16 protein-coding genes and 1 tRNA gene are annotated in these 14,756 nt (G+C 50.7%); 9 read left to right on the top strand and 8 right to left on the bottom strand.

Annotated elements, in window-relative coordinates:
• Window position 1 precedes the first annotated feature (1 nt).
• A complete protein-coding gene (gene yejF, locus ACS0RQ_RS08425) occupies window positions 2–1,591 on the top strand; it encodes a microcin C ABC transporter ATP-binding protein YejF (protein WP_271850773.1) in 1,590 nt (529 codons plus the stop codon).
• 3 nt (window positions 1,592–1,594) lie between these two features.
• Here yejF and ACS0RQ_RS08420 read toward each other — a convergent pair whose 3' ends face one another.
• The 3 genes from ACS0RQ_RS08420 to rsuA all read right to left on the bottom strand — a co-directional run bounded on the left by ACS0RQ_RS08420 (window position 1,595) and on the right by rsuA (window position 4,193).
• A complete protein-coding gene (locus ACS0RQ_RS08420; RefSeq protein ID WP_039079943.1) occupies window positions 1,595–1,939 on the bottom strand; it encodes a YejG family protein in 345 nt (114 codons plus the stop codon).
• A gap of 336 nt (window positions 1,940–2,275) precedes the next feature.
• Window positions 2,276–3,469 (bottom strand): Bcr/CflA family multidrug efflux MFS transporter, encoded by a 1,194-nt coding sequence (locus ACS0RQ_RS08415; protein ID WP_271850774.1) that lies wholly within the window; start codon window positions 3,467–3,469, stop codon window positions 2,276–2,278.
• Window positions 3,470–3,485: 16 nt separating this feature from the next.
• The gene (gene rsuA / locus ACS0RQ_RS08410) at window positions 3,486–4,193 is read right to left on the bottom strand and encodes a 16S rRNA pseudouridine(516) synthase RsuA (protein WP_271850775.1); all 708 of its coding nucleotides are present in this window, start codon (window positions 4,191–4,193) and stop codon (window positions 3,486–3,488) included.
• Window positions 4,194–4,347: 154 nt separating this feature from the next.
• Between rsuA and radD the strand changes: the two genes are divergently transcribed.
• Window positions 4,348–6,108, top strand: a complete 1,761-nt coding sequence (radD, locus tag ACS0RQ_RS08405) for a DNA repair helicase RadD (RefSeq protein ID WP_271850776.1) — start codon at window positions 4,348–4,350, stop codon at window positions 6,106–6,108.
• 127 nt (window positions 6,109–6,235) lie between these two features.
• The gene (rplY, locus tag ACS0RQ_RS08400) at window positions 6,236–6,520 is read left to right on the top strand and encodes a 50S ribosomal protein L25 (RefSeq protein WP_039079939.1); all 285 of its coding nucleotides are present in this window, start codon (window positions 6,236–6,238) and stop codon (window positions 6,518–6,520) included.
• A gap of 265 nt (window positions 6,521–6,785) precedes the next feature.
• On the opposite strand, the gene yejK is transcribed toward rplY, so the two are convergent.
• Window positions 6,786–7,790 (bottom strand): nucleoid-associated protein YejK, encoded by a 1,005-nt coding sequence (gene yejK, locus ACS0RQ_RS08395; protein ID WP_039079938.1) that lies wholly within the window; start codon window positions 7,788–7,790, stop codon window positions 6,786–6,788.
• A gap of 132 nt (window positions 7,791–7,922) precedes the next feature.
• Between yejK and ACS0RQ_RS08390 the strand changes: the two genes are divergently transcribed.
• From ACS0RQ_RS08390 to ACS0RQ_RS08370, 5 genes are all read left to right on the top strand, one after another.
• Window positions 7,923–8,150 (top strand): YejL family protein, encoded by a 228-nt coding sequence (locus tag ACS0RQ_RS08390; protein WP_039079937.1) that lies wholly within the window; start codon window positions 7,923–7,925, stop codon window positions 8,148–8,150.
• 18 nt (window positions 8,151–8,168) lie between these two features.
• The gene (gene yejM / locus ACS0RQ_RS08385) at window positions 8,169–9,929 is read left to right on the top strand and encodes an LPS biosynthesis-modulating metalloenzyme YejM (protein WP_271850777.1); all 1,761 of its coding nucleotides are present in this window, start codon (window positions 8,169–8,171) and stop codon (window positions 9,927–9,929) included.
• A gap of 76 nt (window positions 9,930–10,005) precedes the next feature.
• Window positions 10,006–10,082: transfer RNA gene (locus ACS0RQ_RS08380), tRNA-Pro, on the top strand.
• A 65-nt stretch (window positions 10,083–10,147) separates the two neighbouring features.
• Complete coding sequence (locus ACS0RQ_RS08375; protein WP_420372488.1) at window positions 10,148–10,477, top strand: hypothetical protein; 330 nt, start codon at window positions 10,148–10,150, stop codon at window positions 10,475–10,477.
• Window positions 10,478–10,575: 98 nt separating this feature from the next.
• Window positions 10,576–11,643, top strand: coding sequence for an acyltransferase family protein (locus tag ACS0RQ_RS08370; protein ID WP_334632435.1), 1,068 nt, complete (start codon window positions 10,576–10,578; stop codon window positions 11,641–11,643).
• Between the two features lie 88 nt (window positions 11,644–11,731).
• Here the strand turns inward: ACS0RQ_RS08370 and ACS0RQ_RS08365 are convergent, their stop codons facing one another.
• Window positions 11,732–11,863 carry a tail fiber assembly protein gene (locus tag ACS0RQ_RS08365; RefSeq protein WP_420372485.1) on the bottom strand — a complete coding sequence of 44 codons (132 nt, stop codon included), beginning with the start codon at window positions 11,861–11,863 and terminating at the stop codon, window positions 11,732–11,734.
• A 628-nt stretch (window positions 11,864–12,491) separates the two neighbouring features.
• Between ACS0RQ_RS08365 and iraP the strand changes: the two genes are divergently transcribed.
• On the top strand, window positions 12,492–12,839 hold the full coding sequence (iraP, locus tag ACS0RQ_RS08360; protein WP_271850153.1) for an anti-adapter protein IraP: 348 nt from the start codon (window positions 12,492–12,494) through the stop codon (window positions 12,837–12,839).
• 21 nt (window positions 12,840–12,860) lie between these two features.
• Here the strand turns inward: iraP and ACS0RQ_RS08355 are convergent, their stop codons facing one another.
• The 3 genes from ACS0RQ_RS08355 to ACS0RQ_RS08345 all read right to left on the bottom strand — a co-directional run bounded on the left by ACS0RQ_RS08355 (window position 12,861) and on the right by ACS0RQ_RS08345 (window position 14,706).
• Window positions 12,861–13,424 (bottom strand): hypothetical protein, encoded by a 564-nt coding sequence (locus tag ACS0RQ_RS08355; protein WP_271850152.1) that lies wholly within the window; start codon window positions 13,422–13,424, stop codon window positions 12,861–12,863.
• A complete protein-coding gene (locus ACS0RQ_RS08350) occupies window positions 13,421–13,897 on the bottom strand; it encodes a septal ring lytic transglycosylase RlpA family protein (RefSeq protein WP_271850151.1) in 477 nt (158 codons plus the stop codon). The genes ACS0RQ_RS08355 and ACS0RQ_RS08350 overlap by 4 nt, the downstream gene beginning before the upstream one ends.
• Window positions 13,898–14,238: 341 nt before the next feature.
• Window positions 14,239–14,706 carry a hypothetical protein gene (locus ACS0RQ_RS08345; RefSeq protein ID WP_271850150.1) on the bottom strand — a complete coding sequence of 156 codons (468 nt, stop codon included), beginning with the start codon at window positions 14,704–14,706 and terminating at the stop codon, window positions 14,239–14,241.
• Between the last annotated feature and the right edge of the window lie 50 nt (window positions 14,707–14,756).

The raw sequence follows: 14,756 nt of genomic DNA, 5'->3' as shown, positions 1-14,756 counted from the left end.
GATGACCCCTCCCCTGTTACGCATTGATTCCCTGTCTATCGCTTTTCGTCAGCAGGAGACACAACACACGGTGGTGGATTCGCTTTCGCTGCAAATTGAGGCGGGCGAAACACTGGCGCTGGTCGGCGAATCCGGCTCGGGCAAAAGCGTGAGCGCATTGTCGATCCTTCGCCTGCTGCCCACGCCACCCGCTGTCTATCCGCAGGGCGATATCCTGTTTCATGGCGAAAGCCTGCTGCATGCCAGCGAGAAAACATTGCGCCAGGTGCGCGGCAATAAAATCGCAATGATTTTTCAGGAACCGATGGTGTCGCTCAATCCACTGCATAGCGTGGAAAAGCAGCTCTACGAGGTCTTATCGCTACACCGGGGGATGCGCCGGGAGGCCGCCCGCGCCGAGATCCTGACCTGTCTTGACCGGGTGGGTATCCGCAATGCCCGACAGCGCCTGGGGGATTTTCCCCACCAGCTTTCTGGCGGCGAACGCCAACGCGTGATGATTGCCATGGCGCTGCTCACTCGTCCGGAATTATTGATTGCGGACGAACCCACCACCGCGCTGGATGTGACGGTGCAGGCGCAAATCCTGACGCTGCTGCGCGAACTGCGTCAGGAGCTGAACATGGGGCTTCTGTTTATCACGCATAACCTGAGTATTGTGCGCAAACTGGCAGATAACGTTGCCGTGATGCAAAACGGTCTGTGTGTCGAGCAGAACAGCGCAAGCGCCCTGTTTGCCGCGCCAACGCATCCTTATACCCAGCGCCTGTTGAACAGCGAGCCCGCGGGCGACCCGGTTCCCCTGGCCCCGGAGACACCGCCACTGCTGCGCGTCGAAAATCTCGGCGTCAGTTTTCCGATCCGCAAAGGTATTTTTAAACGTGTGGTGGGCGAAAACCGGGTGGTCAATAACATCAGCTTCACCCTGCGTGCAGGGGAAACGCTGGGGCTGGTTGGGGAGTCTGGCTCCGGGAAGAGTACCACCGGGCTGGCGCTGCTGCGACTGATTGCCTCGCAGGGCACCATTACCTTTGCCGATAGCCCCCTTCACGCATGGAATCGCAAACAGATGCTACCGGTGCGCCACCGCATCCAGGTGGTATTTCAGGATCCGAACTCTTCACTGAATCCACGACTGAACGTGCAGCAGATTATCGAAGAGGGATTACTGGTGCACCAGCCGACGTTGACGCGCGAAGCGCGGGAGGCAGAGGTCATCAGAGTCATGAACGAGGTTGGTCTGGATCCAGAAACCCGCCGACGTTTCCCGGGTGAGTTTTCTGGCGGTCAGCGCCAGCGTATTGCCATTGCCCGGGCACTGATACTGAAACCGGAGCTGATCATACTGGATGAACCCACCTCCTCCCTTGATCGTACAGTACAGGCGCAGATCCTCGCCTTACTGAAATCGCTCCAGCAGACGCACCATCTGGCTTATATTTTTATCAGTCACGATTTGCAGGTGGTACGCGCGTTATGCCATCAGGTGATTGTGCTGAAACAGGGAGAAGTGGTTGAGCAGGGAGAGTGTCACCGCGTGTTTAGCGCGCCGCAGCAGGATTACACGCGTCAGCTTTTATCATTAAGCTAACGCTCAGAAAGGATTCTGAGTGGTGAAGGGTTCAGCGATCGCGACGCCAAAGTTTTTCAGGCGGCAGGTCGCTGCAAACTCATCCTGACAGTTAACGAACAGACAAGGTTCACCTTCGCACTCCACGACGGAACAATCCACTGCGATGTCACTCAGTGCCTGACTCAGCTTGTGCATAACCGGCCAGGCGCTATCGCCATCCGGACTCAATAACTTCAGCGCCACAAGACTCCCTTCCGCGTCATCGTCATTTTGCGGAATCGGTTCAACCCTGGCGCCTGCAAAACCGTCAAGCCAGCGATAGCTCTGGGGTAAACGGTGGATGATGGAGAGTTGTAATGTATTCACTTTCTGTCCCCGGAAGTACCAATTACTTCACAAATATTTCACATTCATATTAACACATTATTGACAAACCGTCTCGTCAGCGACACATAAAACGTAAGACGCCGCGATCTGTGCGGGTTAACGGTTCATTTATCAGGTTTTTATTGATGAACCCTGGCCCTTTTTTCGGCTATATGTACCCGTTTATGAGATCTAACTCAACTTATTTTACTACAAGGATGTGACTTTTTACACAAACGGATTTTACATAAAATAAACAAACACGTCCGAATGTATGTCAGGTTTGGTTGATGTGCATCAAAAAAGGGAGCGTTTCTGCCCCCATTTGTTGAAAGGTTACGCCTGTTTTTTGCCGCGACTGGCGTAGAGATAGAAGAGAATGGAACTGGTTGCGCAAAAGGTGATGGACCAAATCATTGGCCATGCGGAGTTGAACGCCGACATAGAAAGCAGCGTGCCGACAATTGCGCCAATACCAAAGCGGAACGTACCGGCCAGAGAGGAGGCGGTTCCTGCCATATGGGGAAACTCATCAAGAATGACCGCCATCGCGTTCGATGACACCAGCGAAACACAGCCGACAAAGGCGGCCACGCCCACCACCAGTGACCAGAAACCTACGCCAAGCAGTGCCGTGATAACCATCCATAGCGCCATCACAAACTGAACCCACAACCCACCACGGAACATCTTTAATGCGCCCACACGGCGGACGAAACGTCCATTGATGATGGTCATCAGGAACAGGAAAACAATATTTAGCGCGAAGTAGTAGCCAAAATCCTGTGGCGAAACATGGTTGATTTCAATATAGACAAACGGTCCGGCGCTCAGAAAAGAGAACATTCCGGCAAAGCTAAAGCCGCTTGCCAGCATATAGCTGAGCACGCGTTTATGACGAAACAGAGAGGCAAAATTGCCGACAGTAGTTCGCAGATGGAACGGCTGCCGACGTTCTGGCGGAAGCGTTTCACGTATAAAGAACGCAATCATCACCGAGACCAGCAAGCCCGCTACCGCCAGGATCCAGAAGATCATATGCCAGCTAAACCAAACCAGCACCACGCCGCCGATCATCGGGGCAAGCAACGGCGCAATGGTAGTCACCAGCATGACAAACGACATCATCCGCGAAAACTCTTCGCGCGGATAAATATCACGCATCAGGGCATTAATCACCACGCTGGCTGCGGCTGCCGCGAGACCATGAAAGAAGCGCATGGTAATCAGTTGATCGATACTCTGTGCCAGCGCGCAGGCCACAGCCGCCGCGGCGAAAATCAGCGTACCGCCAAGGATAACCGGCTTACGCCCGATGCTGTCCGCCATAGGACCATAAAGCAGTTGCCCCAACGCAAAGCCCAGAATGTAAGTGCTTAGCGTCATTTGCGCGCTGCCCGCCGGTACGCCAAACTGCCCGGCAATTACCGGGAGCGCGGGCAGATACATATCAATAGATAACGGCATCAACATGGCCAGCAGGCCAAGAATAATCACAATGCTCAGTGATGAGTGTGGCCTGTTGGTCACGAAAAGCTCCTCTAAGTTAACGCGCAGGCAAACCGACGCTGGCAATCTCTTCTTCTGTCAGTGCGCGGTACTCTCCCGGCGCCAGATCGTCGTCGAGGGTAATCGCGCCGATACGTTCACGATGCAGCCCGACAACGTGGTTGCCCACGGCGGCAAACATACGTTTTACCTGGTGATAGCGCCCCTCGCTGATAGTTAAGCGTACCTGCGTCGGCGTGATCACCTCGATCTGAGCCGGTTGGGTCAGGTCTTTCTCGTTATGCAACTGGACACCTTTGGCAAAACGTTCCGCAGTGTCTTGCGCCACTGGCGATTCCAGGTCGACCAGATAGGTTTTCTCGCAGTGATGGCGTGGTGAGGTGATACGGTGCGACCATTGCCCATCGTCGGTCATCAGCACCAGCCCGGTAGTATCGATATCCAGGCGCCCCGCAGCATGGAGTTTGTGCGCTACAGGCTCATCCAGAAAATAGAGTACCGTCGGATGATCGGGATCGTCCGTTGAGCAAACATAGCCCTGCGGTTTATTGAGCATGAAATAGCGAGGGCCGGTTTGTTGAGCCAGCGCGTTACCCTCATACTCCACCTCGTGTTGCGGGAGCAATTTGAACGCGGCATCTCTGACAATTTCGCCGTCTACGGTAATGTGGCTGGCGCGGATTTGACGTCCGGCAATAGCACGGCTTACGCCGAGTTGCTGAGCGATAAACTTATCAAGTCGCATGAAGTTGTTTTGCCTGTATGGTGCTGGAAGCAGGACTTTCGTCCTTAAGAAGACTCAGGTGATTTACGCCTGTCAGTATAGCGGTCATTCTACGCCGCTCAAGGGAAAGATTCGTGGCATACTTGTGACATGATGTTGTCACACCATGAAGAGCATGACTTTTACCTTACGCCCTTATCAACGCGAAGCGGTAGACGCTACCCTCGCCCACTTTCGCCATCACGATGAACCTGCGGTGATTGTCCTGCCAACAGGCGCAGGCAAAAGCCTGGTCATTGCCGAACTGGCAAGGGTGGCGCGCGGGCGCGTACTGGTGCTCGCACACGTTAAAGAACTGGTCGCGCAAAACCATGCGAAATACCTCGCTCTGGGTCTGGAGGCGGATATTTACGCTGCGGGCCTCAAGAGTAAACAGAGTGAGGGCAAAGTGGTTTTCGGCAGCGTACAGTCCGTTGCCCGTAACCTTGACCATTTTCAGGGTGAGTTTTCACTGCTGATTGTCGATGAGTGCCACCGCATCAGCGACGATGACGAAAGCCAGTACCAGCAAATTTTACAGCACTTGCGCAAAGTGAATCCCCGCGTACGTTTGCTTGGACTCACCGCGACCCCCTTTCGTCTGGGGAAAGGCTGGATCTACCGTTTTCATTATCACGGTATGGTCCGGGGCGATGAAAAAGCGCTGTTCCGCGACTGCATTTATGAGTTGCCGCTGCGTTACATGATCAAGCATGGCTATTTGACACCACCGGAACGGCTGGATATGCCAGTGGTGCAGTACGATTTCAGCCGCCTGCAGGCGCAGAGTAACGGCCTGTTCAGCGAAGCGGATCTGAACCGTGAACTGAAAAAACAGCAGCGCGTCACGCCGCACATCATCAGCCAGATTGTTGAGTTCTCAGAAAGCCGCAAAGGCGTGATGATTTTTGCCGCGACCGTAGAACATGCCCATGAAATTACCGGGCTGTTGCCTGCGGGCGAAGCAGCGCTGATTACCGGCGAAACGCCAGGTCCACAGCGTGATGAGTTGATTGAGGCGTTTAAAGCGCAACGCTTTCGCTACCTGGTGAACGTGTCGGTGCTCACGACTGGCTTTGACGCGCCGCATGTGGATTTAATTGCCATCCTGCGCCCAACGGAATCCGTCAGCCTGTATCAGCAAATCGTCGGACGCGGCCTGCGACTGTTTCCCGGCAAGACCGATTGCCTGATCCTCGACTACGCCGGAAATCCGCACGATCTTTACGCGCCGGAAGTCGGTGCGCCGAAAGGAAAAAGCGATAACGTACCTGTGCAGGTATTTTGCCCGGCCTGCGGCTTTGCCAATACCTTTTGGGGGAAAACCACGGCAGATGGCACCTTAATCGAACATTTTGGCCGCCGCTGCCAGGGCTGGTTTGAGGACGATGACGGCCAGCGGGAACAGTGTGACTATCGTTTCCGTTTTAAAAATTGCCCCCAGTGTAATGCGGAAAACGACATTGCTGCCCGTCGTTGCCGGACCTGCGACACCATTCTGGTCGATCCGGACGATATGCTTAAAGCGGCGTTGAAACTCAAAGACGCGCTGGTCCTTCGCTGTAGCGGAATGGACTTACAGCACGGCGCGGATGACAAAGGCGAGTGGTTAAAAATTACCTACTACGATGAAGATGGCGCAGATGTCAGCGAACGCTACCGCCTGCATACCCCTGCTCAGCGTACCGCTTTTGAGCAGCTCTTTATCCGCCCGCACACCCGTACTCCCGGCGTGCCATTACGCTGGATTGTCGCCGCCGATATCCTCGCCCGGCAGGCGCTGTTACGCCACCCTGATTTTGTCGTGGCGCGCAAAAAAGGCCAGTACTGGCAGGTGCGGGAAAAGGTGTTTGATTATGAAGGGCGCTTTCGCCGCGCCAACGAGCTACGCGGCTAAGCCATAGCGGTCTGACTTGTAACAGAGGGGGGATACGGGTATAATCCGCCCGCTTTTGCATCCGCAAAGCAGATCACTTGCCTGTTGCTGGGTCGCCTGTAGCAGGAACTATTTAAGAGAAATTGACATGTTTACTATCAACGCAGAAGTACGTAAAGAGCAGGGTAAGGGTGCGAGCCGCCGCCTGCGCGCAGCTAACAAATTCCCGGCTATCGTTTACGGTGGGAAAGAAGCTCCGGTTGCTATCGAACTGGACCACGACCAGCTGTGGAACATCCAGTCTAAAGCTGAATTCTATGATGAAGTTCAGACTCTGGTTATCGATGGCAAAGAAGTAAAAGTGAAAGTTCAGGCTGTACAGCGTCACGCTTACAAACCGAAACTGTCTCACATCGACTTCGTTCGCGCGTAATCGCTGACAAGTTGAAAAAACCCCGCTCTGCGGGGTTTTTTTATGTCTCATCAAACTCGATTAACGGTCTACCCGTTCGCGGCAAAATGCGTATCGGGATGATTTGCCCCTCACTCAAGGCATCAATTACCTTACGTTGCTCATCAGATCCGTACCCTGCCAGGCCTGGTCATCAAACTGAAAGTCGAACCAGACCTTGAGGGCCCGTCGCAGCAATGCAACATCGACAGAAGGTTTCTTGCGTATTCCTTTATGCACAGTGCGGTCAGTTGCCACCGGTTCTGCGCTGCAGTTGATCGCGCAGATTCGGCGGTGTGCCCTTAATGGTCAACGTATCCGTGGCCGGATCCCAAAAAATACGCTCGCCCAACAGCAAGGCATCAAAGTTAATGGTTAACCCGCCGCCGCTACCCGCATATTTAGTTAACTGGCGCAATGTGCTGCGATCCGCCGGGAAACTCTCTTCAAGCTCATAGCCCTGCCCGGCGGTAAATTCTTCAAAGCTCACTTCGCTCACGCCCGCCAGCTCTTTTGACAGTGACGCCAGTTCAATCTCTTCGCCTGCCTGCAATTGTTCATTACAGTAGGTGTAGACCTGCTGGCGAACATCCTGGCGCTCTGATTTATCGAGCTGCGCCTGCGCGGTAAAGTCATCCACCGCCTGCAACAATCCGCGGTTCTGCGCTTTGGCGTTTAATCCTTCGGTTGCACCGAGGAAATCCATGAAAAAGTCAGAGACCTTACGCCCAACGCGCCCTCTGAGGAAGGTTAAATAACGCGTCGATTCCGGGTTAGTTTCCCACTCGGTTAAATCCACACGCGCCACGATATCCGCATGGTTAATATCAAGATAATGCGTCGCGCTGATGTCCAGTTGCTCATTAACACGCATACTGCTTAAGTTATTCAGCACCGCGACCAACAGGTATTCCACTGCCAGATAGCGATAGTGGCAGAACAGCACAATGCCGCCGTCCGCAAAGGGATATTTTGCCAGTTCATCACGTAAGCGCCCCGTTGCCGCACGGCTGAACGCGAGAAAATCTTCCTCGCCCTGACGCTGGAGGCGTAATGCCTGCGCCAGTTCGCTGTCGTCGTTAAACAGGCCGTAGGCTTTACTTTTCGCGCTGTAAACCCGGTGTAACTCGGCGACCATCTCCTCAACGGGAGCAGTCGGTTCCAGCAAAGATTCGCGCAACACCAGCTCAAGATTTTGCTCATCGCGTTTGATAAGCTGGTGCAGGGCAATCTGGTTGATGTCCAGACTCATGATAAACTCTCCTTTTAGACCGGGCGGTATTCAACCACCACGCAAGCAACTGTGCAACTGCTGATAAAAAAGCAGAAAAAAAGCTGTTGCTACGGTAATATGTTGCCCTTTATGAATAACTGATTTCGATTTATGCCACAAATTTCCCGCTATAGTGATGAACACGTTGAACAACTGCTAAGTGAGCTGGCCAACGTGCTGGAGAAACACAAGTCTCCGACCGACCTTTCCCTGATGGTTCTGGGAAACATGGTGACGAACTTGATCAATACCAGCATCGCCCCTGCTCAACGCCAGGCCATCGCAAAATCTTTCGCCCAGGCATTGCAGTCGTCCGTTAATGACGATAAAGCGCATTAAGGTAAACAGCGACAAGTTATGGTGACTCATCGTCAGCCCTACCGTGAAAAAGTCTCCCAGATGGTAAGCTGGGGGCACTGGTTCGCCCTGTTCAATATTTTATTGTCCATTGTGGTCGGTAGTCGCTATCTGTTTGTCGCCGACTGGCCGACAACGCTTGCCGGGCGGATTTACTCTTACCTGAGCGTGGTCGGTCATTTCAGCTTTCTGGTGTTCGCCACCTACCTGCTGATTTTATTCCCCCTCACCTTTGTGGTGATGTCCCAACGCCTGATGCGCTTCCTGTCCGTTATTCTGGCGACCATGGGCATGACGCTGTTACTTATCGACAGCGAAGTTTTTACCCGTTTTCACCTGCATCTCAATCCCATCGTCTGGGAACTGGTGATCAACCCCGATCAGAATGAAACGGCGCGTGACTGGCAGCTCATGTTTATCGGTGTGCCGGTTATCCTGCTCATTGAGATGCTGTTCGCCACCTGGAGCTGGCAAAAGCTTCGCAGCCTGACCCGGCGGCGGCGCTTTGCAAAACCCGTGGCAGGGTTCTTTTTCGTAGCCTTCATTGCCACCCACGTTATGTATATCTGGGCGGACGCCAACTTCTATCGCCCTATCACCATGCAGCGAGCGAACCTGCCTCTTTCCTACCCGATGACGGCACGCCGCTTCCTGGAGAAACATGGCCTGCTGGATGCGCAGGATTATCAGCGTCGCCTGATTGAACAGGGTAGCCCCGAAGCCGTTTCGGTACAGTATCCATTGAGCGATCTGCGCTATCTGGATATGGGGCCCGGGCAAAACGTTCTGCTGATTACCGTTGATGGCCTGAATTATTCAGGTTACGAAAAACAGATGCCGGCACTTGCCGCGTTTGCGCAACAGAACGTGACCTTCACGCAGCATATGAGCTCTGGCAACACGGCGGACAGCGGCTATTTTGGTCTGTTTTACGGTATTTCGCCGAGCTACATGGACGGAGTGCTGTCGGCACGCGTGCCTGCTGCACTGATCTCTGCGCTCAATCAGCAAGGTTATCAGTTAGGTTTGTTCTCTTCCGACGGGTTCAGTAGCGCGTTGTATCGTCAGGCATTGCTTTCGGATTTCTCGCTGCCTGCGGCGAAAACGCAGACAGACGCACAGACCGCCGATCAATGGATTGACTGGCTGGGTCATTATGCTCAGGACGATAACCGCTGGTTCTCCTGGGTGGCGTTGAACGGCACCGACCTGCCAGACAGCAATCAGCAGAATTTTGCCCGTCGCTATGGTCGCGCCGTTACCGATGTCGATACGCAGATCAACCGCTTACTGGATGCGTTGCGCGAATCGGGCAAGCTGGATGATACGGTTGTGATCATCACCGCGGGTCACGGCATGCCTGCCGATCGGTCGGCCACTGACTTTGCCTGGTCGCGCGATAATCTGCATGTGCCGCTGGTGATTCACTGGCCAGGCACACCTGCACAGCGCATCAACAAGCTGACCGACCACAAAGACGTGATGACAACGCTGATGCAGCGCCTGTTACATGTCAGTACGCCAGCAAACGAGTATTCGCAGGGTCAGGATCTGTTTAACGCAACGCGACGCCATACATGGGTCACCGCAGCAAGCGGCGATGCGCTGGCGATTACGACGCCACAGATGACGCTGGTGCTCAATCAGAACGGCAGCTATCAGACCTGGAATCCGCAGGGTGAAAAGGTTCAGGATCAGAAACCGCAATTGAGTTTGCTGCTACAGGTCCTGACAGATGAAAAACGGTTTATCGCTAACTGATTGATTATTTATGAATCAGTTAGCTCTCCCCTCACTTGCAATCAGCGGTGAAAAGGGTACTATTACCGCCACAAATCGGCACGTAGCGCAGCCTGGTAGCGCACTGTCATGGGGTGTCAGGGGTCGGAGGTTCAAATCCTCTCGTGCCGACCAAATTTCCCTAAAAAACCAACCTTTTAAGGTTGGTTTTTTTTCTGAAATATTCCGATGATAAAATAATGGTAAACAAACCTGCGACTTACATCTCAGGGCAGCCATCATCACTAGCTCGGTTTACGAAATATGTCACCCGGCAAACCACAATTACATCTTCCAGGGATTCTCCTTCAACAGCTTCCCCATCTTCCGTAATGAATGACTGGCTTCTCAGCTTCGTAGATCACACAGAGGCGGAACGACAGTGCAACCTTGTTCCAGTTTTCCTGGTTGTGAGAGTTAAACCAATGCAGAAAAACACGCTGAACAGCGATTTTTCAAAAACTGTGAAGGAGAGGCTAAACCTCATGCTGGAAGATATTGTTGTGAAAACAGGAGAAACGACGATATAACGCTTTCTTATCGGATGTTCTAAAAAGGTTCATGTATGTTACGATGTGGAATTTACAAGTTACATATCGTTTCCTGAGAAAATGCAGCTAAGGTCAGAATGGAAAACAGAAATACAAATCACAATATTCAGGCATTGAGGGCAATAGCAATACTGCTTGTAATCATTCAGCATTTGCATCGTCTACCTATTCCTGAGTGGTTAATGACTACATATAGTTCAGCTTCTTATTGGAGTGGAGTTGATATATTTTTGGCAATTTCTGGTTTTTTAATGTGCAAAAGCCTTGAAACTGAAATTTCACATCATGGTCGGACAGCAAGTGCTTTTTCTTCTTTTTTTAAAAAGAGGGTTTTTAGGCTGATACCTGCCCTCGTTGTCTGGGCAGTCATATGCATGTTGATAGCTTGTATCCTTCAACCATATAACAATATAAGTCTCGATAAATCAATCGATACATTAATATACTCGCTGCTAGGAATTTCAAATATTTTCTATTTTCAAAAAACAATTTCCGGTATTTCTTACGACCCATTACTTTCAGTAACATGGTCTTTAAGCCTTGAATGGCAATTATATTTTTTATTATCATTGCTTGCCATATCATTTACAAGAAAAAAATTATATTTAAGCTTACTGGCAATTGTCGTAGCCAGCTCAATGTTTTTACCTAACAATATAAATCACCAAGAAACTATCGGATGGTGGATAAGACCGCAGGCTTTCATTTTCGGTTCTTTAATGTATCTATCGAAAAACATTATATCTGAAATAAAAATAAATAAACATTTAAGTATCTTACTGTGTATAGTTTGCATATTTGCCCTGGTTTTTTACACATCAGCGATGCCATCCCAATTAAAGCTATTATTTATTGGAACTCTTGGAGCCACAACTTTCATGCTGTTAGCTTTAAAAACACCGCCGTTCAATTCAAAAATTCTTGAATGGATAGGCGACAGATCATATAGTATATATTTATGCCACATTCCAGTGATGATCATCACCAGGGTCACCTTAGATCATTACTTTGCAAACAGCTCACTTTTGAATTCACCTCTAGTATATATATCAATTTTCTTCCTGATTACAGGGATTTGCTCAACCCTTAGCTATAAATATATTGAAAAACCTTTCATTATTTTTTATCGAAGAAGCCATACATAACTATTTCCATGACCCTGGCCTTTAAAAAGTTAGGGTCATAGATAATTATTAAGAAAACTCTAACAGGCATTTAAACACAAAAAATATATCAGTAAGTTGATTTTTTATGCCAATAGATTTCAGATGTCTTAGAAGTATCAACCAGCATCAGTATAATCAGGCATTTCCTCCATTTGGATAGCGCGGAGGAATCTTCTGTCGTCGCTCTCTCCGCATCAATATGGTCCTGCTGTCAGGCTAATTCAGTATCAGCAACCAGCCGCTGCCCGTTCTTGCATACAGCCCGACAGGGGCACACACATCCATTCATATTCGCTTATGACTATTAATATTTGCATACAATAAAGCGTTGATTACGCTGCCACCGGCACATAAGATTTTTTCCCCTCCCAATCCTCAATACGGGCATACAGTGGATTAACCTAAAATCTAATAAAGATGCGGCTTACACCGGATTTTAAACGCTGTCATGGGGTGTCAGGGGTCGGAGGTTCAAATCCTCTCGTGCCGACCAAATATTTCACCGGTAAGCTTTTACGCTACCGGTTACCCCTTAAGAACCCGCAACCTCTCTGAGTTTGCGGTTTTTTTAATGCCTGCAATACTCTTGCGTCTCGAGCGTGCTCTCCCCTTGCCGACGAAAAACAGTGCGGATAACGCACACGGCTTCCTGAGCATGTGCCAGCTGGGGCTTCTCCCCTGTTTCCTGATATAAATATTTTCACAACTGTGCCCGGCTCAGCATTTTTCAACGCGTGAAATATCCTAAGCTCATTTAGGCTTACATAACGCCATGCTTACTTCTTGTAGATAGCCAAGACTCATGCGGATCAGAGGCAGGGAATCACATGAAAAACGTCATTATCAGTATGATCGCAAAGATTTCAAAGATGGATGCGGAGGCGAAACAGTTGACTGCCCGCGTAGAGGCACAGTCACTGTTACTTAGCGCCCTGGTGCTGACGCTGGGGAAAAACGGCGGCGTCCGCGAGATTATTGAAAACGTAAAGAAAGCCATCAACACGGCGGTCGATGTCGCCGACACGCCGCTTAAATCCGACGCCGAAATGCTGCTCAGTGAATTCACCGATCTGCTTTCCGTCACTCAGTTGCTGGATGACGCTGAATCAGAAATTGATTTCGAAACACTGAATGATCTTTTATCGAATACCGACGATAACCCCGAGCAGAAATGAGTACCGAAAGGCCTGTCCCTGTCAATTACAAGATTGAGGCATCAATTTGTTGGTGTTTTCCCGCCAGCCATAGCAGCTCGCTTTGAGGACTGTCGGTTTAGGTTCATAAAGGACTAACAATCGCTGACCGGATTCATTGATTTTCCAACTGACGCTGGCTGCCGTCTTTTCTGCCAGTTTTATTGGTCGGTTTTGTGTATCCAGTCCATACAGTTCAACTTGCCCGGCTGCGGCACCAAATTGAAGCGTCACGGCCAAAAGAGCATTTCCTTGCCAGCGCCATTCAGGCAGAGGTTGCAGCGCAGGTGACCAGGCGTCCGGCCAGCTTGTTGACCATACCGAAGAGGCAGCCCCTTTATCCTGCTTGAATAGCGCAAGGTAAGAAACGCTGGAATCTGCCCGCCCTTCCTGCCAGACGACCCAGCGCAATGCCCCCTGAGGGTCGGCATCCATGAGACTCAAATTATGTACCGGTTCCGCCATGATGCGATTAATCGCATCAGGCGTTTTGTTTTCCGCTGCCTGCACAGCAACACTGGCGATAAAACCCAGGGCAAAAAAAGGAATAGCAAATATAGTCTTCATGGGGTTACAGGTCCCTGTAGCGTGCTGGCTGGCACAACGATGATGGATTGCAATGTAATCAAGCCTGCAGTTTTATCGGTAATAGCATTTATCGGCCGGTCACTCAGATAAGCAAACGCAGCTCGACTTAAATCAAGAACGCGAGCCATTGAACCATCGCCAGCCCCACGATCATTCACTTTAACGATGACCGACCGCCCCTGGTATGTCAGTTTTAGTTTTGTCCCAAGCGGTACGGCATGCCAGCGTTCACGCGGCAATAAAGCGGCGGTATACGCCGTATGGGTGTAAAGATCGCCGCTCGCAGTCATTTTATTGATAAAGAAATCTGAATAAGTCGAAGCCACACCAGATACTGGAAGTCCCATTATTTGCTCCGCAATGATGTTAATAAACTGCGCCCTTATTAAGGAAGAAGCTAATAATAAACCTAACTTTTTAGCCGCGTAACAATAGAAACTAATATCAAGCAATGACTCAGATTAATCTTAATTGCATGCCGTTCATATATTTTATGGCGCAAAAGGAGGGCGACAGACGCGTTAATGTTGCGCCCGGATGGTCAGCAAAATACCGACCTATCAAGACCGCCATCCACACACTGAACGATTTCCTTAAAAATAACACTCCGCCGAGCGTGGCCAGATATCGTCGAAAAGATATATCCCATCTGACCAGGATTTAAGGTGGCACGATAAACCCTGATTACCCCATTCTGCTCCAGCGCATGTAAACGACGATGGCAGGGCGCTGGCAAATCAGATTACCCACCAGGTAATGGGCCTCCCTTTGTCCTGCGCTGCTGGCGGCAAAATCAGTAGGTGTTGCACACCGTTTGCCAGCCAATTTTATTGCAGTAGGTGGTTTTCGGCATCGAGTTCTGGAGAGTTTGCAATGACTGACTGAGCGCCTGTTGCTGCTGTGCGGCAAGCTGTTGCTGCTGATAATTATGCTGTTCTTGCTGCTGACGTTGGACAATGGCGACGGCAAAGCTATCGCACTGCGCTTTTGTCGGTGGCGTTTTTTCTGCCGCTGCTGACATTTCATTGAATGTGGTCTGATAAAACACCGGGTCATAAGTCCAGCTATTTAAATCGCGCGCTGCGTAATTTTTCGCTGCTGCAGCAATCTGATAATCCAGAAAGCCAAGCGAGACACATTTGTTTGCCGCGACATCGGCAAGAGCAATGCGTTGGTAATTGATATAAGGGATGGTGGGTTTTGGCGTAGCACAGCCAACAAGCACGGCCGCAAGCGTTGCAGTAAGAAGAAAACGTGTCAAAAGAGGATCCTTAGAGGCGAAAAATGATATTTATCGTAAATAAGCATCCT

It is taken from the genome of Phytobacter diazotrophicus, assembly GCF_052061655.1.
In the GTDB taxonomy this organism is placed as follows: domain Bacteria; phylum Pseudomonadota; class Gammaproteobacteria; order Enterobacterales; family Enterobacteriaceae; genus Phytobacter; species Phytobacter diazotrophicus.
This window is presented reverse-complemented; position numbering and strand designations above follow the sequence as displayed.